The sequence below is a fragment of the Pyxidicoccus fallax genome, from assembly GCF_012933655.1.
Classification (GTDB): domain Bacteria; phylum Myxococcota; class Myxococcia; order Myxococcales; family Myxococcaceae; genus Myxococcus; species Myxococcus fallax.
Genome location: NZ_JABBJJ010000179.1, coordinates 1 through 25,411, shown reverse-complemented (window position 1 = coordinate 25,411; position 25,411 = coordinate 1). Strand labels below are relative to the sequence as shown.

The 25,411-nt window shown below is 70.0% G+C and carries 23 protein-coding genes; 3 read left to right on the top strand and 20 right to left on the bottom strand.

The annotated features are described in order from the left end of the window. Window positions 1-18: 18 nt before the first annotated feature. The 7 genes from HG543_RS31460 to HG543_RS31430 all read right to left on the bottom strand — a co-directional run bounded on the left by HG543_RS31460 (window position 19) and on the right by HG543_RS31430 (window position 8,926). Window positions 19-588, bottom strand: a complete 570-nt coding sequence (locus HG543_RS31460; RefSeq protein ID WP_169348603.1) for a YrhB domain-containing protein — start codon at window positions 586-588, stop codon at window positions 19-21. Between the two features lie 31 nt (window positions 589-619). Next, window positions 620-1,648, bottom strand: a complete 1,029-nt coding sequence (locus tag HG543_RS31455) for a glycosyltransferase (RefSeq protein WP_169348602.1) — start codon at window positions 1,646-1,648, stop codon at window positions 620-622. 4 nt (window positions 1,649-1,652) lie between these two features. Further along, window positions 1,653-2,660, bottom strand: a complete 1,008-nt coding sequence (locus HG543_RS31450) for a glycosyltransferase family 4 protein (protein WP_169348601.1) — start codon at window positions 2,658-2,660, stop codon at window positions 1,653-1,655. After that, complete coding sequence (locus tag HG543_RS31445; RefSeq protein ID WP_169348600.1) at window positions 2,657-3,940, bottom strand: 3-deoxy-D-manno-octulosonic acid transferase; 1,284 nt, start codon at window positions 3,938-3,940, stop codon at window positions 2,657-2,659. The genes HG543_RS31450 and HG543_RS31445 overlap by 4 nt, the downstream gene beginning before the upstream one ends. A 21-nt stretch (window positions 3,941-3,961) precedes the next feature. Further along, window positions 3,962-5,080, bottom strand: coding sequence for a PHP domain-containing protein (locus HG543_RS31440; RefSeq protein WP_211194282.1), 1,119 nt, complete (start codon window positions 5,078-5,080; stop codon window positions 3,962-3,964). A 177-nt stretch (window positions 5,081-5,257) separates the two neighbouring features. Next, entirely contained in the window at window positions 5,258-7,042 is a 1,785-nt protein-coding gene (locus tag HG543_RS31435) for an ABC transporter ATP-binding protein (protein WP_169348599.1), read from the bottom strand. Beyond that, a complete protein-coding gene (locus HG543_RS31430) occupies window positions 7,043-8,926 on the bottom strand; it encodes a DUF4388 domain-containing protein (protein WP_169348598.1) in 1,884 nt (627 codons plus the stop codon). Window positions 8,927-8,984: 58 nt separating this feature from the next. On the opposite strand from HG543_RS31430, the gene lpxB reads away from it, so the two are divergent. The 3 genes from lpxB to HG543_RS31415 are packed head-to-tail and all read left to right on the top strand — an operon-like array spanning window position 8,985 to window position 11,505. Beyond that, entirely contained in the window at window positions 8,985-10,136 is a 1,152-nt protein-coding gene (lpxB, locus tag HG543_RS31425; protein WP_169348597.1) for a lipid-A-disaccharide synthase, read from the top strand. Between the two features lie 18 nt (window positions 10,137-10,154). Next, window positions 10,155-10,859 carry a polyprenol monophosphomannose synthase gene (locus tag HG543_RS31420; RefSeq protein WP_169348596.1) on the top strand — a complete coding sequence of 235 codons (705 nt, stop codon included), beginning with the start codon at window positions 10,155-10,157 and terminating at the stop codon, window positions 10,857-10,859. Between the two features lie 16 nt (window positions 10,860-10,875). After that, window positions 10,876-11,505, top strand: a complete 630-nt coding sequence (locus HG543_RS31415; RefSeq protein ID WP_169348595.1) for a MarC family protein — start codon at window positions 10,876-10,878, stop codon at window positions 11,503-11,505. On the opposite strand, the gene HG543_RS31410 is transcribed toward HG543_RS31415, so the two are convergent. The 13 genes from HG543_RS31410 to HG543_RS31350 form a co-directional block, all read right to left on the bottom strand. Continuing rightward, window positions 11,498-11,968: a hypothetical protein gene (locus tag HG543_RS31410; RefSeq protein WP_169348594.1), complete on the bottom strand. Its 471-nt coding sequence runs from the start codon at window positions 11,966-11,968 to the stop codon at window positions 11,498-11,500. The two genes, HG543_RS31415 and HG543_RS31410, sit on opposite strands and share 8 nt — an antisense overlap. A 26-nt stretch (window positions 11,969-11,994) precedes the next feature. Then, a complete protein-coding gene (locus HG543_RS31405) occupies window positions 11,995-13,017 on the bottom strand; it encodes an OmpA family protein (protein ID WP_169348593.1) in 1,023 nt (340 codons plus the stop codon). A 200-nt stretch (window positions 13,018-13,217) separates the two neighbouring features. Continuing rightward, on the bottom strand, window positions 13,218-14,021 hold the full coding sequence (locus HG543_RS31400; protein WP_169348605.1) for a UDP-2,3-diacylglucosamine diphosphatase LpxI domain-containing protein: 804 nt from the start codon (window positions 14,019-14,021) through the stop codon (window positions 13,218-13,220). 38 nt (window positions 14,022-14,059) lie between these two features. Beyond that, window positions 14,060-14,836 carry an acyl-ACP--UDP-N-acetylglucosamine O-acyltransferase gene (lpxA, locus tag HG543_RS31395; RefSeq protein WP_169348592.1) on the bottom strand — a complete coding sequence of 259 codons (777 nt, stop codon included), beginning with the start codon at window positions 14,834-14,836 and terminating at the stop codon, window positions 14,060-14,062. Window positions 14,837-14,869: 33 nt separating this feature from the next. Continuing rightward, window positions 14,870-15,331, bottom strand: coding sequence for a 3-hydroxyacyl-ACP dehydratase FabZ (gene fabZ, locus HG543_RS31390; RefSeq protein WP_169348604.1), 462 nt, complete (start codon window positions 15,329-15,331; stop codon window positions 14,870-14,872). Continuing rightward, window positions 15,331-16,401, bottom strand: a complete 1,071-nt coding sequence (gene lpxD, locus HG543_RS31385) for a UDP-3-O-(3-hydroxymyristoyl)glucosamine N-acyltransferase (RefSeq protein ID WP_169348591.1) — start codon at window positions 16,399-16,401, stop codon at window positions 15,331-15,333. The genes fabZ and lpxD overlap by 1 nt, the downstream gene beginning before the upstream one ends. Before the next feature lie 15 nt (window positions 16,402-16,416). Beyond that, complete coding sequence (locus tag HG543_RS31380; RefSeq protein WP_169348590.1) at window positions 16,417-16,977, bottom strand: OmpH/Skp family outer membrane protein; 561 nt, start codon at window positions 16,975-16,977, stop codon at window positions 16,417-16,419. A gap of 107 nt (window positions 16,978-17,084) precedes the next feature. Next, window positions 17,085-19,571, bottom strand: coding sequence for an outer membrane protein assembly factor BamA (bamA, locus tag HG543_RS31375; protein WP_169348589.1), 2,487 nt, complete (start codon window positions 19,569-19,571; stop codon window positions 17,085-17,087). A 76-nt stretch (window positions 19,572-19,647) separates the two neighbouring features. Then, the gene (locus HG543_RS31370; RefSeq protein WP_169348588.1) at window positions 19,648-20,322 is read right to left on the bottom strand and encodes an ABC transporter ATP-binding protein; all 675 of its coding nucleotides are present in this window, start codon (window positions 20,320-20,322) and stop codon (window positions 19,648-19,650) included. A gap of 2 nt (window positions 20,323-20,324) precedes the next feature. Continuing rightward, on the bottom strand, window positions 20,325-22,712 hold the full coding sequence (locus tag HG543_RS31365) for an FtsX-like permease family protein (RefSeq protein ID WP_169348587.1): 2,388 nt from the start codon (window positions 22,710-22,712) through the stop codon (window positions 20,325-20,327). Window positions 22,713-22,724: 12 nt separating this feature from the next. Beyond that, entirely contained in the window at window positions 22,725-24,254 is a 1,530-nt protein-coding gene (gene lysS / locus HG543_RS31360) for a lysine--tRNA ligase (RefSeq protein WP_169348586.1), read from the bottom strand. Between the two features lie 73 nt (window positions 24,255-24,327). Then, window positions 24,328-24,669 (bottom strand): anti-sigma factor family protein, encoded by a 342-nt coding sequence (locus HG543_RS31355; RefSeq protein ID WP_246357424.1) that lies wholly within the window; start codon window positions 24,667-24,669, stop codon window positions 24,328-24,330. Window positions 24,670-24,707: 38 nt separating this feature from the next. Then, window positions 24,708-25,334, bottom strand: a complete 627-nt coding sequence (locus tag HG543_RS31350; protein ID WP_169348584.1) for a sigma-70 family RNA polymerase sigma factor — start codon at window positions 25,332-25,334, stop codon at window positions 24,708-24,710. Window positions 25,335-25,411: the final 77 nt, after the last annotated feature.

Below are 25,411 nucleotides of genomic sequence, written 5' to 3'. Positions count from 1 at the left end.
CACTGGGGGAGGGCGGGCTCACGACCTGGAGGCCTCTGTCGGTTCCGGTTTGTGCTCGCGCAGCTCGTAGGCACAGCAGCCCACGGCATCCATCTTCTCGAAGACTTCGAGGCGAGCATAGAAGCCGTGCCCCGCGAACGTGTGCGGGAGCTTCTGCAGGAACGCCTCCAGCTGCGACTCCGTGTAGTGCTTGGGGATGCGCCACATCACGCCGTGCTCGAACTCCGGCTCCACGTACGACATGTCCAGCTCGTGCAGCAGCCTCACCGTGGTCCGCAGGTCGTACACCTTCGTGAGGGTCAGGTCGTAGGCGTGATACCGGAAGCCCTTCGCGTACATGCGCACGTTGCGCTCGAGGGGGAAGGCCGACCCGAACTCGTGGACCCGTCCCGTCTCCCGGTCCACGACGAAGCCGCCGCTTCCTACCCGCATGTGGCTGATATGCCCGGTCGCCACGTAATGCTTGGACTGAGCAACGAAGTACCAGCCGAAGGGAAACTCGCGCGTCGAGGACTCGACGAGCACGCTGTCAGGGTGGCGATTCGCGTACTCCGTCGCGATTCGCAGGGCGTCTTCATAGGTCAGCATTCCGTACGCACCCTACCCGCCTCGGGGGCGCTCATCGGGAGCGCCTCGCACGCTCGTAGAGCGCGAGCATGTCCCCCGCGATGCGCTCGTTCGTCGGGTGCGCCACCGGGGCCCGCTGACCGGACAGCGCCGCGGTCACCACCGCCTCCGGCGTCGGCGTCGCCACCCGAGCATCCGCGAGGTCCGGCAACGCGCCCTCCTCCACCGCCACCACCCTCACTCCACACGCACGGGCCTGCGCCGCCGCTCGCGCGCTCCAGTCGTTCCCCAGCCCGAGCAGCCACACCTCGTCCAGCGCCCGCAGCCAGCGCACGAAGGCGTCGCCCTGCTGGTAGCCCGCGAAGGTGACCGCCTCCGACAGGCCCCGCTCCTCCACCTGCCGCCGCGTCGCCTCCAGCAGTCCGCCATCTCCCACGAGAACGAAGCGCGCCTCCGGCCGCTGCTTCCGGTACAGCGCGAAGGCGTCCACTCCCACCGAGTGCCTCCGCGAAGGCTGGAAGGTGGAGACCATGCCCACCAGCGGCTCGCCCGTCAGCCCCAGCTCGCGACGCAGCGCGCTCCGGTCCTCGGCGGGATGGAACCTGGGGTCCACCAGCGCCGGCAGGACCTCGGCGGTCCTCCCCTGTTCCCTCAACCTCGGAAGCAGGCTGCTCGCCGGCACCGTGTACGCGTCCGCCGCGGGCATCGATGCCCGCAGGGAGCGGGGCGCATGGAGCGAGCGCACCAGCACCGCGCCCCGGGGCCTTCCCCACCGCGCCAGCAGGTGGTCGTGGCTGAAGTGCGAGTGCACCACGTCCACCCGCCGCGCTCGCAGCCGGCGCAGGTCGCTCCACATGTTCCACGGCGGCGACTTCACCGACAGCTCCAGGCCCCCTTCGTCCAGCAAGCCCAGCTCCCGGAAGCGCGGCACCGCGGGCTCCTCCGCCGGCACGTCCTTGCGCCGACGGTCCACCGCCACCGTCACCTCGTGCCCGGCCTCTCGCTGCGCCAGCGCCAGCAGCGCCACGTTCTCCGCGGGGCCGCTGAAGAAGGGACTCGCCAGCAGGTGGAGGATGCGCATCCGCTCACCGCCCCACCAGCGTCCGGTACAGGTCTCCCAGCGCCCGCGCCTCGTGTTCCACTCCGCACCGGCGCCTCGCCTCCTCGGCCGCGTTGCGCCCCACCTCGCGCGCCCGCTCCGGCTCCCGCATCAGCATGGACAGCAGCTCCCGCAGCGCCTTCACGTCCCCGGGCTCGAAGAAGAAGCCCGTCCGCCCGTGTTCGATGAGCGTGTCCAGGTACGGCAGCTTCGACGCCACCACGCAGCAGCCCGAGGCCATCGCCTCCACGTGCACCAGCGAGTACCCCTCCGCGTACGAGGGATGCACCAGCACCGTCAGCCCCTGGTACCAGGGCTCGATGACCGACTGCTCTCCCGCCAGCGACACCCGGTCCTCGAGGCCCGCGCGCAGCCCGTTCACCCAGTCCAGGTCCGGGCCCTTCGCCAGTCCCACCAGCACCGCCTGCCACTCGGGGTTCTCCGGCAGCAGCGGGCGGATGGCCTCCAGGAAGTCGCCCTGCCCCTTCTCCTTCCGGATGCGCCCGATGACACCCACGCCGAAGCGCCCACCCTGGCCGAGCCGGCGCCACGCCTCGTCCCGGTCCGCCGGCGGGTGGAACCGCGTCAGGTCGATGCCGTGCGAGATGACCGTCGAGGGCAGCGCGATGACCTCCGCCACCTGCTTCGTCAACGAGACGAGCGCGTCCGCCCCACGGGCGATGAAGCGCGTGAAGCCGCTCGGCGCCATGGAGGTGTGCCGCGTGAACACCAGCCGCACCTGCCGGCCCAGGAGCTTCAACACCATGCCCGCCAGCAGCTCGTTGTTCCGGTGCGCGTGCCACACCACCGGCTCCTGGCGGGCCCGGCGGAGCAGCTCGGGCCAGGTGATTCTCGGCAGGCCCTCGCTCAGGCCCGAGCCCATGACTCGCGTCTCGGAGTCCGTGTCACGCACGAGCGCGGGCACCACCGACTCCACGTGGCGCGTCACCCCCGTGTACCGCTTGTGGAAGTGCGGGTGGATGATGAGCGTCATCGCGGGTCCGGCCTCCCATGCGGAAAGAGCGTCGTCATCGCCTCCGCGTTCCTCTCGCTGGCGCCCGAGATGCGACGCACCGTCGCCTGCGCCTGCTCGCCCAGCTTCATCAGCCGCTCCGGGGCCGCCAGCAGCTCCACGAGCGCACCATGCAGGGCCTCACCGTCCGCCACCTGCACGCCCCCCTGCCCCGTCAGCAGCTCCACGCTGTCCCGGAAGTTGTCCATGTGCGGCCCATACAGCACCGGCTTCCCCTGCCCCGCCGGCTCCAGGATGTTCTGCCCGCCCCGCTTCGTGAACGAGCCTCCCACGAACACCACCGTCGCCAGCCGGTAGGCCCTCGACAGCTCGCCAATCGTGTCCAGCACCACCACCTGCCCCCGCTCGGGGTTGCCCTTCGAGCGCAGGCCCACGCTCAGCCCCGCCTCGCGCGCCAGCGTCACGATGCGCGCCGCCCGGTCCACGTACCTCGGCGCAATCACCAGCCGCAGGTCGGGCCAGCGCTCCAGCAGCCGCCGGTACACGCGCAGGAGCACCTCCTCCTCGCCCTCGTGCGTGCTCCCGGCAATCCAGACCCGGGCTCCCGGCTCCAGCCCCAGCGCGGTGCGCAGGGTGTCGTCCTCGCGCGCCGGACCTCCCGCGAGGGAGTCGAACTTCGTGTTGCCCGTCACCTTCACCCACTCGGGGCGCGCGCCCAGGCTCCTCGCCCTTTCGGCCTCCTCTTCCTGCCGCATCAGCAGCAGGTCCAGGTCCTTCAGCGGGTTGCCGATGAGCTTGAAGAGCGAGCGGTACTTCCCCAGGTTCGCCGGAGAGAAACGCCCGTTCGTCATCACCACGCGCGCCCCTCCCCGTTTCGCGGCACGGATGAGGTTGGGCCAGATCTCCGTGTACTCCAGCACCAGCACGTCCGGACGGATGGCCCGCACCGCCCGGCGCGTCGCGCCCCACAAGTCGTAGGGCACGTACACCACTCCGTCGATGTCCTTCGCCAGCCGGCCCTTCGCCATCGCATAGCCGCTGTCCGTCATCGTCGACAGGATGAGCTGGCACCCCGGGAAGCGCGCGCGCAGCGGAGCGAACATCGGCGACAGCGCCAGCAGGTCTCCCGCGCTCGCGCCGTGCAGCCAGAGCACCGGGCCGTCTCCGCGCGGGGGCAGGCTGTCACGGCCGTAGAAGCCCAGCCGCTCCATCAGCCCATGACGCGTCTTCCGGTGCAGGCACAGCACCGGGAACAGGAGCGCGAAAAGCACATAGGTGGCGAGGATGTACAGGAGGCGCATGGACGTCTCTCGCGCCCTCTATCAGATGCCCGGCCCGCGCGGCAGCACGCGCACGGGGCTCGGGACAATCCAGGGCCGCCACTCCGTTCCGATGAAGCGCCCCGGCCCACGGGCCCACACCTCCACCTGCACCACCCCCGCCCCTGTCAGCTCCACGGACCTTCCGTCCGCTCCCGTCCGGCCGTCTCCCCACACCCGCACCTCGACCGTGCCCTCCTCCGGACTCCCCGGCACGTGGACCCGAAGCACGTCTCCGACGCGAGCCTCCCGGCGCTCCGGGTGGATGCCTTCCAGCAGGAAGCCCGCTGGCTCGCCCAGGCCCCGGAAGGCACACAGCGCGCCCCCACTCGCCAGGGCTCGCGCGACCTGGGCGGCGGCCTCGACCGCGTCCCGGGGGAGCGGCTTGGGCAGCAGCTCCGACGGCAGGTACATGGCCATGGATTCGAAGACCGCCGAGTACGAGGGAATCCCGTGGGCGTCGTGCGCGCAGAAGGCCAGCCGGGGGCGCTCGCGCGACAGTTCCAGGAAGCGCTCCATCGGGCCCGGCTCGGGAGAGACCATCGTCATCACCCCGTGCCCCGGATTGCCCAGGTACGCGCCCACCGTGGGCAGCAGGCGGCTCACCGGATGGCTGGCCACCTGACGGAAGAACGTGTCCGCCGAGTACAGCTCGAAGCCCGGCACCTCACGGGTGCTCGCATCGTCCGTCCAGGGGTTGCGCTCCTGCACCGGGTGCGCGAGCACCGCCGTGCCTCCCGCCGCCGCCACCGCCTTCACCGCGTCTCCCGGCGGCATCCACGCCTGCATCCCCTTCAGGGGCTGCGTCATGCCGAACGCGGCCAGGTGCCCCGCGGATGTGGAGATCTCCACTCCGGGCACCAACAGCACGCCCTCCACCCAGACCGGCGCGGGCGGCTTGAAGTCGTTGTGGTCGGTGAGCACCACGAAGTCCAGGCCCGCCTCCTTCGCCGCGCGAGCCACCTCCGCCACCGTGCCCTCCCCGTCCGAGCGCGTGGTGTGCACGTGGTACGCGCCGCGCAACCACGTGGGCGCGCCCGCCTTCGGCGGCACCACCGGGTAGCGGGCGCAGGAGGCCGGCATCGCGAAGAGCCCCACCACTCCGAGGAGCAGCAGGCCCATGCCCAGTACCGCCTGGAACGTCTTCGCCACCACTGTCCGGATGCGGCTCACGCCTCTCCTCGTTCAATCGGCCGGCCGTGAGCCTTTTCGACAGCGCCTCGTGACCGGCCCTCGCCCTTCAACGTACCTCGACGGGCCCGTCCCGCTGTTCGCAATTCGATGGCAGGTGACTCGGGCTCAGGCCGCGCCGCGCTCGGTGGGGCCCTCCGTCTGCATCTTCCACAGCGCCGCGTAGCGGCCATCCTTCTGGAGCAGCTCCGCGTGCGTGCCGCTCTCCACCACCCGGCCCGCCTCCATCACGTGGAGCACGTCCGCGTTCACCACCGTGGACAGCCGGTGCGCAATCACCAGCGCCGTGCGCCCCGGCAGCACCGCCGCCAGCGCCGCCTGCACCTCGCGCTCGCTCTCCGGGTCCAGGCTGCTCGTCGCCTCGTCCAGCACCAGCACCTTCGCCCGCGCCAGCACCGCGCGGGCAATGCACAGCCGCTGCCGCTGGCCTCCGCTCAGCGTCACGCCCCGCTCGCCGATGCGCGTGTCGTAGCCCTCCGGCATCGCCCGGATGAAGCCGTCCGCGTGCGCCACCTTCGCCGCCGCCTCCACCTCTTCCCGCGTGGCGTCCGGCTTCGCGTAGCGCAGGTTGTCCAGCACCGAGCCCTGGAACAGCAGCGGCTCCTGCGTCACCAGCGCGAACTGCTCGCGCACGCTCGCCGCCGTGTACCGGTCCACGTCCACGCCATCCAGCAGGTACTGCCCCTTCTGCGGCCGCTCGAAGCGCAGCAGCAGCGACGTCACCGTGCTCTTGCCGCCGCCGCTGCCTCCCACCAGCGCCGTCACCTGCCCCGCCTTCAGCTCCACCGACAGGCCGTCCAGCGCGCGGCGCTCCCCGTAGGAGAAGCGCACGTTCTCCAGCACGATGCTCCGGGACAGCGGCGGTGCCGGCACCGCGTCCGGCGCGTCCTCCACCGGGTGCTTCAAGTCCAGGAGCGCGAAGAGCCGCTCACCCGCCGCGCCCGCCTGCACCGCGAACTGCGTCACCCGGCCCAGCTCCTTCACCGGCTGGTACACCAGGATGACCGCCGTCAGCAGCGACAGCAACGCCTCCGGCTCCATCAGCCTCACGCTCGCCGCGTACGCCAGCGCGCCCGCCAGCGCCGCCGCCGCCAGCACCTCCATCAGCCCCGGCACCGCGCCCCGCGCCCACGCCGCGCTCACCACCGCCTTCTCGTGCGCCCGCGCATGCGACGCGAAGCGGGCCAGCTCCGCCTCCTGGCCGTTGAAGGCCTGGATGGTGCGCAGCCCGCCCAGCCCCTCGTGGAGCTGCCCCGCCAGGTTGCCCAGCTGCGTCTGCCCCTCGCGCGTGCGCTTCAGCACCTTGCGCATCAGCCCCGACGCCGGCAGCGCCGCCAGCGGAATCACCAGCAGCATCACCCCGCCCAGCAGAGGGCTCAGCGAGAGCACCACGCCCGTGAGGATGACCACCTGCACGCTGTCCCGCAGGTACGCGCCCACCGTGTACATGGCCGCGTCGTGCACCGCGTTGACGTCCGAGGAGAAGCGGCTCAGCAGGTCGCCCATCCGCTCGCGCGCCAGCTGCGTGGGCGACAGCGCGGTGAGGCGCAGGAACAGCTCGCGCCGTACGTCCTTCACCACCCGCTGCGCGAACAGCCCCATGAAATAGAACTGCGTGAGGTAGCCCAGCCCCTTCGCCGCGCCGACCACCACCATCACCAGCGGGAAGCCCCACAGCGCCGCCTCGCGCGGCAGGTCCGCCAGCCATGGCACCCGCTGCGCGCTCGCGAAGCCCTCCTGGCCTCCCGACAGCAGGAAGCGCAGCGCCGGCCCCGTCAGGTACGCGTACGCGCCCGTGGCCAGACCCACCACCGCCATGCCCACGAAGGCCACCGCGAGCACACCCCAGTGCGGGCGCGCATAGCGCAACAGCCGCGACAACACCTGCCTCATCTACCGACCCACCTTGCGCAGCGCCGCCTTGGCCAGCTGGGAGTACGGGTTGTACTCCAGCACCTTCAACAGCTTCTTCCGCGCCAGCGGCGCGTCCCCCAGGTCCGTGTCGATGATGGCCGCGATGATGTGCAGCCGCTCCACGTACGGCCCCAGCGACAACGCCTTCTTCAACACCTTCTGCGCCTTCTGCGCCCGCACCAGCAACGCGCCCGGAGCCGCCATGTACGTCGCCCACGCGAGGAACGCGTAGTACTCCGGCTCGTTCGGGTTGAGCGTCACGGCTTCCTCGAAGGCGCGCATCGCCGTGACGAAGTCGCGGCGCTTCAGCGCGGACTCGCCCCGGCGCAGCGCGATCTCCGCGTCCACCACCACCGCCGTGTTGCGCCCCACGTCCAGCCGGCTGAAGAGGTACTGGAGGTACGCCTTGCGCTTCTCCTCCACGCTCAGCACCCGGTACGACGCCGACAGCTTCTCCTGCACGGACTCGAGCAGGTCCCTCAGGTCCGAGATGTCGAACTCGGCATACGTGTCCGGATGGAAGCGCATCGCCGTCTCGTGGTACGCGCGCTCCACCGCCTCGGTGTCCGCGGCGATGTCCAGCCCCAGGCTGCCGAAGTAGCTGCGGGTGATGATGCGCACCGCCTCCTCGCGCAGCGACGCCGCCGTCTCCGCCGGCAGCGCCTTGCGCTTGCGGGGCGCAATCTTGTCCGGCAGCACCGCGTGGGTCAGCGCGTCCGTCCCCGTGGCCACCGGCGTCGGCGAGAACGTCACCCCGCCCGTCAGCTTGAGGAACCACAGCAGCGACACCGCCGTGCCCAGCTCCCCGCGCCCGTGCGCGAGCAAATCCTTCAGGACGATGCGGCCGTTGACCTGCATGGCGATCTTCAGGTCGTCGGTGTCCAGCGCCATCGCCTGGAGGTCGCGGCCGAACTCCGCCGAGCGCACCGGGTACTCGCCCAGGTTCGACTTCAGCGAGGCCGCCATCACCTTCAGCGGGAAGCACCGCCGCGCGCCCGCCAGCACCGGCGCCAGGGGCGGCACCTCCACCGAGGCCACCTCCGCGGTGAACTCGTCGCCCGCGTAGAAGGCATAGCGCCCCTCGCGCATGCCCAGCACCCGCTCCAGCTTGTCGCGCGTGTAGTCGCGCAGCAGCTGCAGCAGTTCCTCGCCCGCCGCCTCCACGCCCGCGTCCGCCAGCGCCGCGCCGATGCGCAGCCCCGAGGCCATCGCCTCCACCACCCGGTCCGCCTGCGCCGCCGTCACCACCTTGCGGTCCAGCAGGTAGCGCGGCAGCGAGTCCGCCTTCGACGAGGAGTCGTAGCTCACCGCCCCGCCGCGCAGGAAGAACACGCGCCGGCTCAAGTCCCGATGCGCCACCACCAGCACGCCGTCCCGGCGCAGCCGGTAGATGGAGTGCAGCAGCCCCGGCAGCGGGTAGCCCTTCAAGTCCCCGGAGTTCACCGCGGAGCGCGACAGCGTGGCCGCCAGCCCGGTGAGCGGCACGGCCTGCGCCGCGCGCACCAGCGACTCCAGGCGGGGCACCAGCTCCCCCGGCTTGAGCGGGTCCGCCACGTAGGCGTTCACCTTGAGGTCCAGCACCGACGCCACCCCGCGCGCCCGGCCCAGGTGCCCCTTGTCGATGGCGACAATCGGCACCCGCCCGCCCTGGCTGTGGCCGCGGATGAGGTGCACCACGTGCGCGCCGTCCACCCGGGGCAGGTCCACCGCCAGCACCACCACGGCCGGGTTGTCCGCCGCGAAGTGCTCCATCGCCGTCACCGGGTCATTCACCGCGCGCACGGTGTACCCGGCCTGGGAGAGCAGGCCCGTCAGGTGCTCCAGCGTGGGGGGATGGCTCTCGGCGAGCAGAAGCGTCTTCAAGGGTAACTCACTCTACACCTTCATTCGGCCCCGCATCAGGTACGATGCGTGCCCCCTCATGACGCACCCGCCCCGCATCCTCGTCGTGGCCGGCGAGGCCTCCGGTGACAGCCATGCCGCCGAGCTCGTCGCCGCCCTCCAGGCCCGCCGTCCGGACCTCACCTTCTTCGGCATGGGCGGCTCCCGCCTGGCCGCTCGGGGGGTAGAGCTGCTCTTCGACGCCCGGGAGGTGTCCGTCATGGGCATCACCGAGGTGCTCCCCCGCATCCCCCGCATCCTCCAAATCATGAAGGGCCTGGCCCAGGCCGCCGCCGAACGCCGCCCGGACGTGGCCATCCTCGTGGACATCCCGGACTTCAACCTGCGACTGGCGGAAAAGCTCAAGGCGCTGGGAGTCCCGGTGGCCTACTACGTGTCGCCCATGATCTGGGCGTGGCGGCGCGGCCGGGTGCGCACCATCAAGCGCCTGGTGGACCGGATGCTCTGCATCCTCCCCTTCGAGGAGGACTTCTACCGGGACGCCGGAGTCAGCGCCCGGTACGTGGGCAGCCCCGTGGTGGAGCAGGTCCCCGCCCCCGCTACTCCCACCGAGTTCCGCGAACGTCTTGGGTTGAACAGGGACGCACCCACGCTCGCGCTGCTGCCCGGGAGCCGGATGAGTGAGATTCGCCGCCTGCTGCCCTCCATGGTGGACGCGGCGAAGCGGCTGTCGGCCGAGCGGCCCGGGCTCCAGGTCGTCGTGCCGGTGGCCCCCACCATCCCCCGCGAGGAGGTGGTCTCCCGCTTCGAGGGCAGCGGCCTGTCCCCCGTCCTCGTGGAGGGGCGCGCCCCGGAGGTGGTGGGCGCCAGCGACGCGGCGGTGGTGGCGTCTGGTACCGCCGTGCTGGAAGCGGGGCTGATGCAGCGCCCCCTGGTGGTGGTCTACCGGGTGTCGCTCATCTCGTACCTGGTGGGCCGGCTGATGCTGAAGGTGGCCTTCGTCTCGCTGGTCAACCTGCTGGCGGGCCGGCGCGTGGTGCCGGAGCTGCTCCAGGGGGAGATGACGCCCGAGCGCATCGCCGAGGAGGTCCGCCGGGTGTGGACGCCCGGCGCCCCCCGCGACGAGATGCTGAAGGGACTGGCGGAGATGCGCGGCCGCCTGGGGGAGACCGGGGCCGCCACCCGGGCCGCGGAAGCCGTATTGGAGCTGCTGCCCCCGCGCCCCGTTTAGGGTATGAGCGGCCGGGTCATGAACCCTGCCCTGGTCTGCATCCCTACCTACAACGAGCGAGAGAACATCGAGGCCATCGTCCAGGCGGTCCTCAAGGCCGATCCGCGCGTGGACATCCTCGTCGTGGACGACAACTCGCCCGACGGCACGGGGCAGCTCGCGGACGCGCTCGCGGCGAAGGACACGCGCGTGCGGGTGCTGCACCGCGAGAAGAAGGAGGGCCTGGGCCGCGCGTACCTCGCCGCCTTCCGCTGGGCGCTGGCCGAGGGCTACACGTACATCCTGGAGATGGACGCGGACTTCAGCCATGACCCGCGCTACCTGCCGGGCATGCTGGACGCGGCCCAGGCGGGCGCGGACCTGGTGCTGGGCTCGCGCTACGTCACCGGTGGCGGCACGGTGAACTGGGGCGTCGGCCGGCAGGTCATCAGCCGCGGCGGCAGCCTCTACGCCCGCACGATTCTCGGCGTGGGCATCCGCGACCTCACCGGCGGCTTCAAGTGCTTCCACCGCCGGGTGCTGGAGGGCATCGCGCTGGACGAGGTAAAGAGCACCGGGTACGCGTTCCAGATTGAATTGACGTACCGCACGCTGAAGAAGGGCTTCACCGTGCGCGAGGTGCCCATCGTCTTCGAGGACCGGCGCGTCGGGCACTCGAAGATGAGCAAGAAGATCTTCGCCGAGGCCCTCACGATGGTGTGGAAGCTGCGCCTCACGGTGTAGCCGGAAGGCGCGTGTCATGACGGCGTACCTGACGCAGTTCCTCGTGTCGTTGTCGGCGATCTTCTTCGTCGTGGACCCCATCGGCGTGGTGCCGCTGTTCCTGGCGATGACGGCCGGGGATTCGCAGGAGAAGATCCGCCGCACGGCGATGCGCGCCTGCCTCGTGGCGTGCGGGATGATGCTGTTCTTCGCCATCTTCGGCGGCGTCATCTTCAAGGTGTTCGGCGTGTCGCTGGGCGCCTTCCGCGTGGCCGGCGGAATCCTGCTGCTCATCACCGCGCTGGACATGCTCCGCGCCCGCCCGTCCGAGACGCGCACCACTCCCACCGAGGAGCAGGAGGGCGTGGTGAAGGAGGACGTGGCCATCGTCCCGCTGGCCATTCCGCTCTTGTCCGGCCCGGGCGCCATCGCCACCGCCATGGTGCTGATGGCCCGCGGAGGCCAGAAGCTGACCCTGGCCATTCCCGTGCTGGCCGCCATCATCCTGACGTTCGTGGCGAGCTACTTCATCCTCCGCGCCTCGGGGATGATTCAGCGCGTGCTGCGCCAGTCCGGCGTCGCCATCGTCGAGCGTGTGATGGGACTCATCCTCGCCGCCATCGCCGTGCAGTTCATCGCGGACGGCGGCAAGGAGTTGCTCAAATAGGGCCGGGGCCCGCCACCCAGGCGGGGCCTGCGCGCTTCACGAGGCCCTGCGGCTTGCCGTCCATGGACAGCTCCTGCGGGCTGGCGCGGCGCGCGTCGTACGCGTAGCCGTCCTGGACCTCCTGCAGGTACACCACCACCGCGTCGAGCACGTTCTCCTGCACCACCTTGAACGTGGTGTCCCCACACACGGGCTCGTCGCCCCGGAAGAAGCGCTCCAGCATGGCCTGCTCCGGCCGGCGCACGTAGACGACCACCGGCGCGGGCTCCTCGCGGCCGTCCGAGGCCAACTCGTTCACCAGCCGCGAGGGCTCCGGCTCCTGCAGCACCGAGCGCACCAGCTGGCACTTCTCCGCCTCTTCCACGTGCTGCTCGGCCACGCGCGCCTTGTGGTGCGCGCAGCCCGTGCCTCCCAGCACGCCCAGCCCCAGGGTCACCCAGGCCATCCGGTGGAATCGGCTCATGCGTCGTCTCCTCAAGTCGCTCACCGTCACAGCTTCCGCCACCGGGGAGGGAACGGCGCGTGCTGGAGCACCGGGTCCTCCACGGCGATGATGTACTCGGCCCGGCGGTTGCCCGCCTCGGCCGTCTCGTCGGGAGTCGCCACCGCAGGCGACTCCTCGCCGAAGCCCTCGTAGAACACGGGAACTTTCAGTCCCCGCTTCCGGAAATACGCCGCCAGGCTGCGCGCCCGCTTCAACGACAACTCGCGGTTGTCCGCCGTCTTCCCCACCGTGTCCGTGTGGCCCAGCACGTACAGCCGCAGCGCCGCGAAACGACCGTACTTCGCCAGCGCCTCCGCGATGAGCGCATGGCTCTTGTCCAGCTTGCCCCGCTCACCCGCCGGCACGTCCGCGCTGCCCGATGCGAAGTTCACCTCCTCGTGCGGGATGTCCACCTGCCAGGGGAACAAGTCCACCCCGGTGTAGAACTCCGAGGTGTCGAAGGCGCGGACCGAAATCTTCATCACCCGCCCCTCCGCCGCCGGCCACGTCAGCTCCAGCGGCGTGCCCGCCTGCTCGCCGTTGAAGGGCACTTCGCCCTCGAAGGCCTTCTTCCCGGTGTCCATCAACACCGTCAGCTCCGCTCGCCTCGCCGGCCGGTTCAACGTGAAGCGAAGCTTCCGCCCCGCGACGTCCACGTCCTCCTTGCGCACCTCCAGCTTCAGCGCGCCGTAGAGCTCCGTGTCGAAGGACAGCGGCATGCTGCCGGACTCGGCGTCCGGGAAGCGCACCACCAGTTCGCCCTCGTAGTGGAAGCGCCCTTCCGGCTGCTCCAGCTCGATGCGCCGGGTGATGCCCGGCTTGCCGCCGCCCTTCAGCTCCACCGTCTTGCCGTCGCTGCGCTTCAGCTTCACCTCGAAGCCGGCGATGGGCTCCTCGATGTGCACGAGCAGCGTCGGCAGCGCCTCGCCCAGGGCCGCGCGGCCTTCGAGGGACACCCGGATGGCGTCCGCCAGCGCGGGCAGCGGCGAGCACAGCACGAAGAAGAGCAGGAGCAGGCGGGCAGGCATGGTGTGGCGTCGACCTCCGGCGTCACGGGCCGCTCGCAACAGCAGCCCGTCCAGGTGGATTCCTCCGGGACAGGCTACTCGGACGAGACTCCCTCCAGGGAAACAGCCGCGACACAGGACGTTTGAGCCGCGACGGTATTCACCCATCTCGGGTCATCCGCGTGAAGCAGCCAGGCGGGCGAGCGCCCTTCCGGCCGACTTCAGGGCACTCCGACGATGGTGATGCCCGACGACTCGGCCCCGGCGAAGAGCGCGGGTGCGTCCAGCAGCACCGTGCGCCCCACCTCGAGCGCCAGCACCTTGGCGCCCACCTCGTTCATCGTGTCCAGCGTGCGGGGGCCTACGGCCGGCAAGTCAAAGCGGAGGTCCTGCTGCGGCTTGCACCGCTTCACGATGACGGCGCCCTTGCCGCCCAGCCTACCGCCGCGGCGGATGGTCTCATCCGTGCCCTCCACCGCCTCCAGCGCGAGCACGTGGCCGTTGTGCACCACCACCGTCTGGCCCACGTCCGCCTGGCCCAGCAGCACCGCCACCTCGCGGCCCAGCGCGACGTCCTTCTCCTGCGCCGGGTGCAGCTTCGGCCCCGCCAGGTGCCCCTCGGGGCACAGCACCTCGCCGAGGAAGTCCGTGGGGGCGATGATGGTGACGCCGCGCGCCTCGAAGTCCGCGGCCACCGCGCGCAGGAGCGCGTCATCCCGGAAGCTGCGCAGCTTGGAGATGATTCGCACCGCGCCCAGGTCCGGCCGGGCCTCCGCCAGCGCCCGCACCCGGCCGATGCCACCCGCCATGGCCGCCTGCTTCACGCCGGCCTCGCGGAACGCCTTCTGGATGCGGTCCACCTGCCCCACCCGTACCCAGGTGAGCCGGGCGACCTCCGAGGCCAGCGCCGGGTCCGTCTCTCCCCGGTGCGCCACGGCGACGACTTCCAGGCCCCTCGCCCGCGCCGCGCGCGCGAAGAGGAAGGGCAACTGGCCATTGCCCGCGATGAGGCCGATGCGCTCCACCGCCGACGCTCCTTCCATGGCCCGCCGCCCCCGAAAGCCTAGCGCGTGAGCCCGCGCTTGCTCTGCATGACGAAGTCGATGAGGTGGTCGACCTCGGGGTTGCCACCCAGCTCCGTGCGCAGCCGCGCCAGCGCCTCCTGCAGGCCCAGCTTGGAGCGGAACAGGATGCGGTGCGCTTCCTTGATGCGCTCAACCTGCTCCTTGGTGAAGCCGCTGCGCTCCAGGCCCACCGTGTTGAGGCCCACCAGCTCCGCGCGGTCACCCTGCGCGGTGGCGTACGGGGGGATGTCCATGGTCACCATGGCGCCGCCGGAGATGAAGGCGTGCTTGCCCAGGCGGGTGAACTGATGCACCGCCGCCAGGCCGCTGATGATGACGTGGTCCTCCATCGTCACGTGCCCCGCCAGCGCGGAGCCGTTGCCGATGCGGCAGCCGTTGCCCACGACGCAGTCGTGCGCCACGTGGCTGTTGGCCATGAAGAGGTTGCCATTGCCGATGCGCGTCGCGCCGCCGCCGCCCACCGTGCCCTTGTGGAGGGTGACGAACTCGCGAACCAGGTTGTCGTCGCCGAGGACGAGCTCCGTGTCCTCGCCGGCGTACTTGAGGTCCTGCGGGTCCGCGCCCACCGACGCGAACTGGAAGATGCGGTTGCGCGCGCCCAGCGTCGTGCGTCCCTCGATGACGACGTGGGGCCCCACCCGCGAGCCCGCGCCAATCGTCACCTGCGGCCCGATGACCGAATAGGGGCCGACCTCGACCGTCTCGTGCAGGCGGGCGCCGGGATGGACCACCGCGGTGGGATGAACCTGAGCCATGTCTTTCCTCTACACTCCTGCTCGAAGATGCGGTCAGGGAGCCGCGGTTTCTTCCGCCTTGGCGTTCTTGTCCACGACGGTCGCCAGGAACTCACCCTCGGCGACCCTCACTCCATCGACCGACGCCGTGCCCTTCGTCTTCCACACGGAACCCTTGTGCCGCACGACCTCGATGGCGAGGTGCAGGCGGTCGCCCGGCAGCACGGGCTTGCGGAAGCGCGCTCCATCAACACCCATGAGGTAGGTGAGCTTCCGGTTCGGGTCCATGCCCTCGCTCTTGTAGGCGAGGATGGCCATGGCCTGCGCCAGCGCCTCCAGGATGAGCACGCCCGGCATCACCGGCTGGCCGGGGAAGTGGCCGTTGAAGAAGGGCTCGTTGACGGTGACGTTCTTGTAGGCCGTCAGCTTCTGCCCCGGGACGATTTCCACCACCCGGTCCACGAGGAGAAACGGGTAGCGGTGCGGCAGAAGATTCTGGATCTCTCCGATGTCCATCACTCACCCCTCTCCTTCTCGAGCGTCTCCACCCTGCGCCGCAGGGCGCGCACTTCCTTGAGCAGGTCGGCCAGCTGCGCCGTCGCCGCGCTCGCGCGCAGCCATTCCTTGTGCGGCACGGCCGGGCTGCCACTGACCACCTGCCCGTCCTCCACGTCATGGGCCACGCCGGACTGGGCACCCACCTTCGCCAGGTCTCCCACGCGGATGTGGCCCACCACGCCCACCTGCCCGGCCAGCACCACGCCGGTGCCAATCTCCGCGGAGCCGGACACGCCGGCCTGCGCGCAGATGAGCGACAGCGGGCCCACCTTCACGTTGTGGGCGATCTGCACCAGATTGTCGAGCTTCGTGCCGCGGCCCACCACTGTCTCGCCCACCGTCGCGCGGTCGATGCAGGTGCAGGCCCCGACCTCGACGTCGTCCTCGACGCGGACGATGCCGACCTGGGGAATCTTGAAGTGCTCCGGCCCCTCCTCGCCCTCGGGGTTGAAGGCGAAGCCGAAGCCGTCCGCGCCCACCACGCTGGAGGCGTGGAGGATGACGCGCGAGCCGACGATGCAGCGCTCGCGCACGGTGACGTTGGGGTACAGGAGGCAGTCGTCGCCCACCTGGGCGTCCTCGCCCACGTAGGCACCGGGGTACAGCACCGTGCGCGCGCCCACCCGGGCGCCGCGGTCCACCGAGGCGCCAGGCAGGAGCGTGGCCTCCGGGTGGATGGTGGCCTCGGGGTGCACCCAGGCCCCCGGCCTCACGCCCGGAGCTGGCCGCGAGACGGGGTGGAACAGGCGCAGGAGCTTCGCGTAGGCCAGGTGCGGGTTGGGCACGCGCACCAGCGCCATGCCGTCACGCGGCGGCGCGTCCGTGCCGGCGCCCACGAGGACGGCTCCCGCGCGCGTCTCGTCGAACTGGCGGCGGTAGCGCGTGTTTCCGTAGAAGGACACGTCCCGCGGGCCGGCTTCCTCGAGCCCGTTGAGTCCGTGGATGAGCTGGCCGGGGTCGCCGAGGAGCTCGCCACCCACATGGGCTGCGAGCTCCCCGAGCCGGCGGGGGGGAGAGGGGGTCTGCACGTTGGGGCCGAAAGGCTACTTCTTGGTCGGGGCATCCTTCGCCGCCGCCGCAGGCTTCTTCTGGGCGTTGTAGGCGCGGATGACCTCGTTGGAGATGTCGTGCTGCGAGCGGGCGAAGACGATGCCGGAGTCACGGCGCTCCAGCACGAAGGCCAGGTCGTCCCGCTCGGCGATGGAGGCGACCACCTGGTCGATCTTGTTGATGATGGGCTCCATCTCCTGCCGCTCCTTGGTGGCGGCCTCGGCCCGGCTCTTCTCCCACTTCTGCGCGAGGACCATCACCTTGCGCTGGAGCTCGCCCTCCTTCTGGGCCTTGGTGTCGGGGCTCATCGCGCTGGCCTGCTTGTCCAGCGTCTCCTTCTCCTTGCGGAGCGCCTCCTGCTCCTTGTCGATTTCCTTCTGGCGGTCATCCAGCCACTTCTGGAGGCGGGCCTTGGCGGCCTTGCCGTCATCCACCTCGAGCAGGACGCGCTGGAGGTCGACGTAGGCGACCTTCATCTCCGCGGCGGAGGCGGCCACCGGCAGGGCGAGCGAAACGACGGCGGCCACGGCCGCGATGGTGGTGCGAAGCGACATGTTCAACAGCTCCTCGGGAAGGTTACAGGCTCCGACGTCTGGTCCCCCGGCTTGTTCAAACTTCCCCCCGCCGGGGGGCGGGACCGGGACGGCGGTGCAAGGGCTTATCAGAAGAAGTTGCCGATAGTGAACTCGAACAGGATGCGGTCGTCTTCCGGCCGCCTGGTGAGCGGGATACCCCACTCGAAGCGCAGGGGGCCAATCGGCGAGAACCAGCGGAAGCCGAAGCCCGCCGAGTGGAAGAGGCCGAGCGGCAGGTTGTCCTGCCGGTCCTCGAAGAAGTTCTCCGTCGTCGCGAAGGAGTTGCCGGCGTCGTAGAAGAGCACGCCGCGCAGGCCGGCCTTCTCGAAGATGGGGAACTCCAGCTCGAAGTTGAAGATGAGCTGCTTGTTGCCGCCCACGAGGAAGTCCGTGACGGTGGCGTCCGGGTTGGCGGAGCGGGGCACCTTCACCGAGGGGCTGATGCTGCGCAGGTAGTAGCCGCGCACACTGTTGATGCCGCCCACATAGTAGAGCTCGGAGATGGGCAGCGGCTTGTCCTGGTCCAGCTGCTGGATGTAGCCAATGGTGGCGTTCGTCTTGAAGACGAAGCCCAGCGGCATGGGGAAGTACAGGCGCGAGTAGGCGGTGTACCGGTTGAAGAGGAAGGTGCCGCCCAGGAAGCCGGGGGCCGTCTCCACCGAGCCGTAGTGGATGAAGCCGCGCGACGGGAAGAGGCGGTTGTCGCGGCGGTCGAAGGACAGCGAGAAGCGGGCGGCGCTGGTGATGCCGGACAGGAACTGGTTGGCCAGGAGCACCGCGCCCAGGTTCTGTCCCGCCTCCACGTCCACCCACTCGCGCGAGTAGCCGACGGTGCCCAGCAGGTCGTCGATGAACTGGTAGCCGATGGAGACGCTGCCACCGGTGGAGTTGCGGATGAAGCCCTCGTAGTCCGCCTGGACGCGGAAGAACTCCGCGGACAGCAGGTAGTTCGTGTCCAGGAAGTACGGGTCGTAGAACGACAGCTGCACGAGCGAGCGCAGGCCCGAAATCTGGGCGGACGCGGAGATGCTCTGACCCCAGCCGAGGAAGTTGTTCTGGGAGATCTGCGCCGTGAAGATGAAGTTCTCCACGTTGGAGAAGCCCAGGCCCACCTGGAAGGTACCGGTGGCCTTCTCCTTCACCTCCACCTGGAGGACGATGGTGTCGTCCTGGCTGCCGGGGCGCTGGGTGATTTCCACCGTCTCGAAGAAGCCCAGGGCGGTGACGCGCTCGCGGCTGCGGCGCACGCCGGTGCCGCTGTAGAGCTCGCCCTCGTACACGCGCAGCTCGCGGCGGATGACCTTGTCGCGCGTCTTGCTGTTGCCGACGACCTCGATGCGCTCGATGGTGACCTTGGGGCCCTGCTGGACGTCGAAGGTCAGGTCCACCGTGCGGTTGTCCGCGTTGACGGTGGTGATGGGGTTGATGTTGGCGTAGGCGTAGCCGCGGTCGTAGTAGAGGTCCGAGACGGCGACGATGTCCTGCGACAGCTGCGAGCGGTTGAAGCGCTCGCCGGTGCGGGACTTCATCAGCGACTCCATGAGCTCCTTGGAGACGCCCTCCAGGAGGTCACCGGAGAAGTCGATCTTCCCGATGTCGTAGGCCTCGCCCTCGGTGACGCGGAGGGTGATGTAGATGAAGCGCTTGTCCGCGGAGAGCTGGACGGTGGGCTTGTCCACCCGGACGTTGATGAAGCCCCGGTCGTAGTAGGCGAACTGGATGACCTGGAGGTCGCGCTCGAAGGCCTCCTCGCGGTAGGTGCCCTCGCCGGTGAAGAAGGAGAAGAAGCCACCCTCGCGGGTGATCATCGTCGCCTTGAGCTCCTCGGGGGAGACCTTCTCCGCGCCGATGAAGGTGATCTGCTTCACCATCACCTTGGCGTGCTCGTTGATGACGTAGATGACGTCGACGCTGGTGCCGTCCTCGGAGCGCTTCAGCTCGTGGGTGACCTCGGCGAGGAAGTAGCCCTTCTCCACGTACTTCGCCTGGATCTTCCGCACGGTGGACCGCACGGTCTCCATGTCCAGGATGGTGTTGGGCTTGGTGTCGATCTCGTCCTTCAGGTCATCCTTGTTGAGCTCCTCGTTGCCGCGAAGCTGCACGGCGCGGACGATGGGCCGCTCCTCCACGCGGATGACGTAGGCGAGGCCACGGGGCAGCCGCTGCACGAGCAGCTCGACGTTCTGGAAGTAGCCCAGGGCCCACACCGCCCGGAGGTCCTGGGAGGTGCGGCCGGGGGCGAGCGGCTCGCCCACCTTGGTGCGCAGGGCGCGGCGGATGGCCTCGGCCTCCACGCGGCGGTTGCCCTCCACGCGGATCTCCACCACCCGGTCCGTGGCGTCCTCGTCGGAGACGGGGGCATCACCGGGCAGCTCGGCGCCGGTGGCCGGGGGCGTGCCCGCGTCGGCGTCGGCGGCCGGGTCGAGCGCGGAGGGAGAGGTCACCGCCGGAACAGGCGCGGGAGCGGACACACCTCCGTCGACCTGGGCGTGGACGCGACCCGGCACGAGGGAGAACAGGGCGACCGCCAGCAGCGGGAGCAGTGACTTGCGCGACAGAACGGGGAGCCTCAAGGGGAGACCGGCCTGGAAAAGGCGGGGGAATGTACGGGAAGGGGCGCGAGTCCCTCAATCCAAAAGCGTTGGAGCATCACGCCTCAGTCACCCCTCCAGCGGCCAACCTCAGCCGGCGGGGCATGGAGCGGGCAAGCGTCTCGTTGTGGGTGACCACCACGGCGGTGATGCCCAGGTCGCGGTTCACGTCCCGGAGGAGCTGGTGGATGCCCTCGCCGGTGGCCGGGTCCAGGTTGCCGGTCGGCTCGTCGGCGAGCAGGAGGGCGGGCTTGAGCACCAGGGAGCGGGCCAGGGCCACGCGCTGGGCCTCGCCGCCGGACAGCTCGCCGGGGCGGTGGTCCACGCGGTGGCCCAGCCCCACCCGCTCCAGCAATTCGCGGGCGTAGGTGTAGGCCCCGGTGCGGTCCTGCCGCTGGATGAGGGCGGGCATGGCCACGTTCTCCAGCGCGGTGAACTCCGGCAGGAGGTAGTGGCTCTGGAAGACGAAGCCGATGGTCTTGTTGCGGAACTCGGCGATCTCGGCGTCGTTCATGGAGAAGACGGCGCGGCCGTCGAAGAAGACTTCTCCTGCGGCCGGGGCGTCGAGGGTCCCCAACACGTGAAGGAACGTACTCTTCCCGGCGCCGGAAGCGCCGACCAGGGAGACGAGCTCTCCCCGCTCGATGTCCAGCGACACGCCACGCAGCACGTCGATGCGCTTGCCGTGCAGGAAGTAGCTCTTGAAGACGTTGCGGATGGACAACAGCGCCATGGCTACTCCGCCTTGAGGCCTTCCACCGGCTCCACGCTGCTGGCCTTGAGGGCCGGGTAGATGGAGGCGAGGTAGGTGACGAGCACCGCGATGACGACGGCGAGCGCGGTCTGCACGAACTCGACGCGCACCGGCAGCGCGGGGATGTAATAGACCTCGGGGTCCAGTTTGATGCCGACCTTCTCGATGAAATAGCACCAGGACAGGCCGGAGAAGAGGCCGAGCAGGCCGCCCGCCACGCCAATCTGGAGCCCCTCGGCGAGGAAGATCTTCACGATGCCTCCGTCCGGGACGCCGAGCGCCTTGAGGACGGAGATCTCCTTGCGCTTCTCCAGCACCAGCATGATGACGGTGGCGACGATGAGGCCGGCGGCCACGACGATGATGATGGACAGGATGATGCCCATCACCAGCTTCTCCAGGCGCAGCGCGGAGAAGAGGTTCTTGTTCATCTCGCCCCAGTCGCGCGCGCGGTAGGGGTAGCCGCCCAGCACCTTCACCACCTGCCCGGCGATGCGGCGCGCGTCGTCGATGTCCGCGACCTTCAGCTCGATGCCGCTGGCGCCCTCGACGTCGAAGAAGTCCTGCGCCTCCTTGAGGAGGATGTAGACGAACTTGGAGTCGTACTCGTACATCCCCGAGTAGAAGATGCCGGCGACGCGGAAGGCGCGGCTCTTGGGAATCGGCCCGGACGGGCCCAGCTCGGTGCCCAGCGGGGAAACGACGTTCAGCCGGTCCCCCACCACCACGCGCAGCGACGCGGCCAGCTCGCGGCCAATCACGATGCCCGGCAGCACCGCGGGCTTGGAGGCCTTTCCGGAGCGGCGGATGATGTCGTCCTCCTCCACGCCCTCCTGCCCGCTGCCGCCCGCCGGGGCCTCGTCGTCCCCGGGCAGGCCGTGGCCGAGGATCTTCTCCGGCGTGTAGAGGATTTCGAGCTTGTTGCCGCCCAGCAGGTACTCGGGCAGGTCGGTGACGCTGCCCACCGTGGCCGGGTCGATGCCCTTGATGATGACGCCGTCGACGTTGCCCTCGGAGGCAATCATCACCTGGTTGATGATGAAGGGCGTCTGGCCCACCACGCCGGGCACGCGGCGGATGGACTCCATGACCTTGGGGTAGTCCGGCAGCTCGCCCGCGTATCGGGACACCACCGCGTGGGCGTTGGTGCCGAGGATCTTCTGCTGGAGGTCCGCCTCGAAGCCGCTCATCACCGACAGGACGATGATGAGCGCCATGACGCCCACGCCGACGCCGCCCACGGACAGGGCGGTCATCATCATGGTGGGCGACTGCTCGCGCAGCTTCAGCCGGTTGAGGTCCGAGGCGGCGGCCAGCGGGTCCGACAGGCCGAGCGAGCGGATGCGGGTGCGCTCCACGGCCGCTTCAGCGGAGCGGATGATGAAGTAGATGAGCAGCGGCGGGATGATGCCGAACATCAGCACGGCCAGCGTGCCCAGCAGCAGCGACGGCCGGAACACCATCACGTGCCGGCGCGCGACGAACAGCTCGAAGCCCAGCTTCAGGTCCACCCGGCCGCTGCCGGCGGCGATGAAGCCGGTGTTGATGCCCAGCACCAGCGCCAGCACCAGCCCGGTGAACACCAGCCAGTACGCCAGCTCCGGACGGCCGAGCAGGCCCGCCACGTACGTCACCTCGCGCAGCCGGTAGCCGAGCGCGAGCTGCAGCGCGGGCACCCGCTCCATCAGCGTGAGGACGATGGGGATGGGCAGGCCCAGGTAGAGCACGCCAATGGTGGCCTCGGGCAGCGACAGCCGCTGCGCGCGGGACGCACCGATGAAGCCGGAGACGAAGGCCACCGCGCTCGCCGCGATGAGCGCCAGGGCGAAGGCCAGGGTGGGCGGCAGGGACAGTCCGCCGCCCGCGTTCTGCGCCGGGGCGCTCAGGTCCGTGGAGGGCACGCCGCTGGACAGCACCGTCTGCAGCAGGATGAGGACCAGCTCCGCCAGCAGCATGCCGCCGCCGTACGCACCCAGCGTGCTCCAGTAGAAGTCCCGGTAGCGCGCCAGGCGCGGGTACAGCGACGCGCCCGCGGCCGGGCTGAGGCCCTCCGCCGGAGCGGGCGCGCGGCGGATGCCGGAGGCGATGAGCCCCCAGCCCGCCAGCCAGACGAGCACCCCGCCCAGGAGCAGGCCCGTGGGGAGCTGCGCGGTGCCGCCCGTCCCCGCGGGCGCCAGCAGCGCGCCGTTGAGGACCTGGAGCACCCCACCCCATGCCACGAGGGACAGCCCCAGGCCGGCGCTCACCTCCGCCCAGGCCTCCGAGGCGGAGATGGCCATCCCGAGCAGGATGAAGCCCACCAGGGCCACCAGGGCCCCGGTCCAGATGAAGCTCCAGCGATGAACCGTCTGTCGTTCGGCGGGGTGCACGAGGCCTCGTGGCTACTTCGCCAGTGGCTTGAGGAGGGGGAACAGGATGACGTCGCGGATGCTCTGGGAATCGGTGAACAGCATGGCGAGCCGATCAATCCCGATGCCCTGCCCCGCCGTCGGAGGCATGCCGTGCTCCAGTGCGCGGATGTAGTCCTCGTCGTAGTCCATCGTCTCCTGCTGGCCGCGCTGCTTCGCCTCGAGCTGGGCGAGGAAGCGACCCTTCTGGTCCAGCGGGTCGTTCAGCTCGGAGAAGGCGTTGGCGATTTCGCGCCCCGCCACATACAGCTCGAAGCGGTCCGTGACGTCCGGGTTGGCGTCGTTGCGGCGGGCGAGCGGGGAGATGGCGGTGGGGAAATGGGTGATGAACGTGGGGTGCACGAGGGTGCCCTCCACGTGGTGCTCGAAGAGCGCGCCCACCAGCTCGCCCTGGTTCATGGTGTCGATGGCCCGCCGCTCGGCCTCCGAGTGCGTGGTCTTCAGGAGCTCGTGACGGAGCTTGTCCGGGTCGGACATGTCCTTGTCGGACAGCGCGCCGCCCACCGCCTCGCGGATGGCCTCCGCCATGGGGATGCGCTTCCAGCCCTTGCCGAAGTCCAGCACGTGCTCGCCGTACTTCACCTGGGTGTCGCCGGTGACGGCCTTCGCCGCCTCGGAGAGCATCTCCTCGGTGAGGTCCATCAGGTCCTCGTACGTGGCGTACGCCTGATAGAACTCGAGCATCGTGAACTCGGGGTTGTGCCGGGTGCTGATGCCCTCGTTGCGGAAGTTGCGGTTGATTTCGTAGACGCGCTCCATGCCGCCCACCACCAGGCGCTTGAGATGCAGCTCCGGGGCGATGCGCATGTACAGGTCGATGTCGAGCGCGTTGTGGTGCGTGGTGAAGGGCCGCGCCGCCGCGCCCGAGACGAGCGAGTGCATCATCGGCGTCTCCACCTCGACGAAGTCCCTCGCGTCGAGGAACTTCCGGATGAAGCTGATGAGCTTCGTGCGCTTGAGGAACGTGTTCTTCACGTCCGGGTTGGAGACGAGGTCCAGGTAGCGCTGGCGGTAGCGGATCTCCACGTCCGTCAGGCCGTGCCACTTCTCCGGCAGGGGCCGCAGGGACTTGGTCAGCGGGGTGAACTTCGTGGCGGACAGGGTCAGCTCGCCCGTCTTCGAGCGGAACACCGGGCCCGTGGCCGCGAGGAAGTCACCCAGGTCGCACAGCTTGAAGACCTCGTAGCTGTCCCCGAGGGCGTCCTTCTTCATGTGGACCTGGATTTCGCCCGACCGGTCCCTCAGCTTGATGAAGGCCGCCTTGCCGAACGAGCGCATGGCGATGATACGGCCCGCCACGTCGTAGACGGTCGGGGAGGCATCCAGCTCCTCGGTGGTCTGGTTGCCGTGCTTCGCGTGGATCTCGGCCGCCTGGTGCTGGGGCCGGTAGCCATTGCCGTACGGGTTGAAGCCGGCCTCACGCCATTTGGCGGCCTTCTCCAGCCGCTGGTCGTAGATTTCCTGCTCCTTGGACCCCGTGTCGTTGTTCTGTTCTTCAGCCATGGCGCGCCCTTCCAAAGGCGCGGCACCGTAGCCAAGGCTCCCTCGGGAAGCAACGCAACAGAGCGGGGGACGTTCAGGGGGCGGCCATGAAGAGGAAGGCGGCCACCGCCACCCCGAGCAGCAGGGGGATGATGATCTCCACCGGCACCCGGTAGTGCATGTGGGTGGTGTGCAGGGCACGCAGGCCGAAGCGGCGCTGGTGGCGCACGCGGTTCATCACCTGCGTGGCGAGCGCGGGCGGGGCCTTCTCCCGCTCCACGCCCTTGAGGCGCTGCACGGTGCGGGCGTAGCCCTCCCAGCCCGCGCGGCAGTCGGCGCAGTCGTCCAGGTGGCTGCGCACCGCCTGCGCCTTGGGGGCGGGCAGCTCGTCGTCGGCGAGCGCGAGGAACAGGGCCCTCGCCTCGCGGTGGTTCATCCGCGGTTCCACATCCGGGAGTCTGCGATGAATGCTGCTCATGACTCAAGCCGTCCCAGGAGGTTCGCCAGCTTTTCGCGTGCCCGGTGGAGCCGGCTCTTCACCGTCCCCTCGGGCAGCTCGGTGATGTCGACGATTTCCTCGTAGCTGAGGCCCTCGATGTCGCGCAGGGCGACCAGCATTCGCGCGTCCGGGTCCAACTGTGAGATGGCCCACTGAACGCGGGCGCGCTCGCGGGCGGACTCGAGCGCCGCGTCCGGGCCGGGCACCGTGCCGCCGCCTTCCGTGAAGAGGGCGGTGGTCTCGTCGTACTCCTCCGAGCGGCCCCGCCCCCGTCGCTTGAGGTACTTCAGCCGGTTGATGCAGTGGTTCTTGGTGATGCGGAACAGCCAGGTGGACAGCTTCGCGTCCTCGCGGAAGCGGCGCACGTTCTGGTGCACGCTGACGAAGATTTCCTGCACCAGGTCGTGGGCCTCCTCGCGGTCGCCCACCATCCGCACGCAGAAGTCGTAGAGCCGGTCCTGGTGCGTGCGCACCAGCAGCTCGAAGGCGTCCGGGTCTCCCCGGCGCAGCCGGCCCAACAGCGCCGCGTCGCCCCGTGACTCGGGCGACTCCGCGACGGCGGGCCCTTCCTGTCCGATTTCGAGCACGCCGCCCGACGACACCGGTGTCCTCCCGCGACAGCCCCTCCCGGAAGGAGGTGCCACCGTCCCTTCAGCCTACCCCGTCCCCTGCCCCGCCG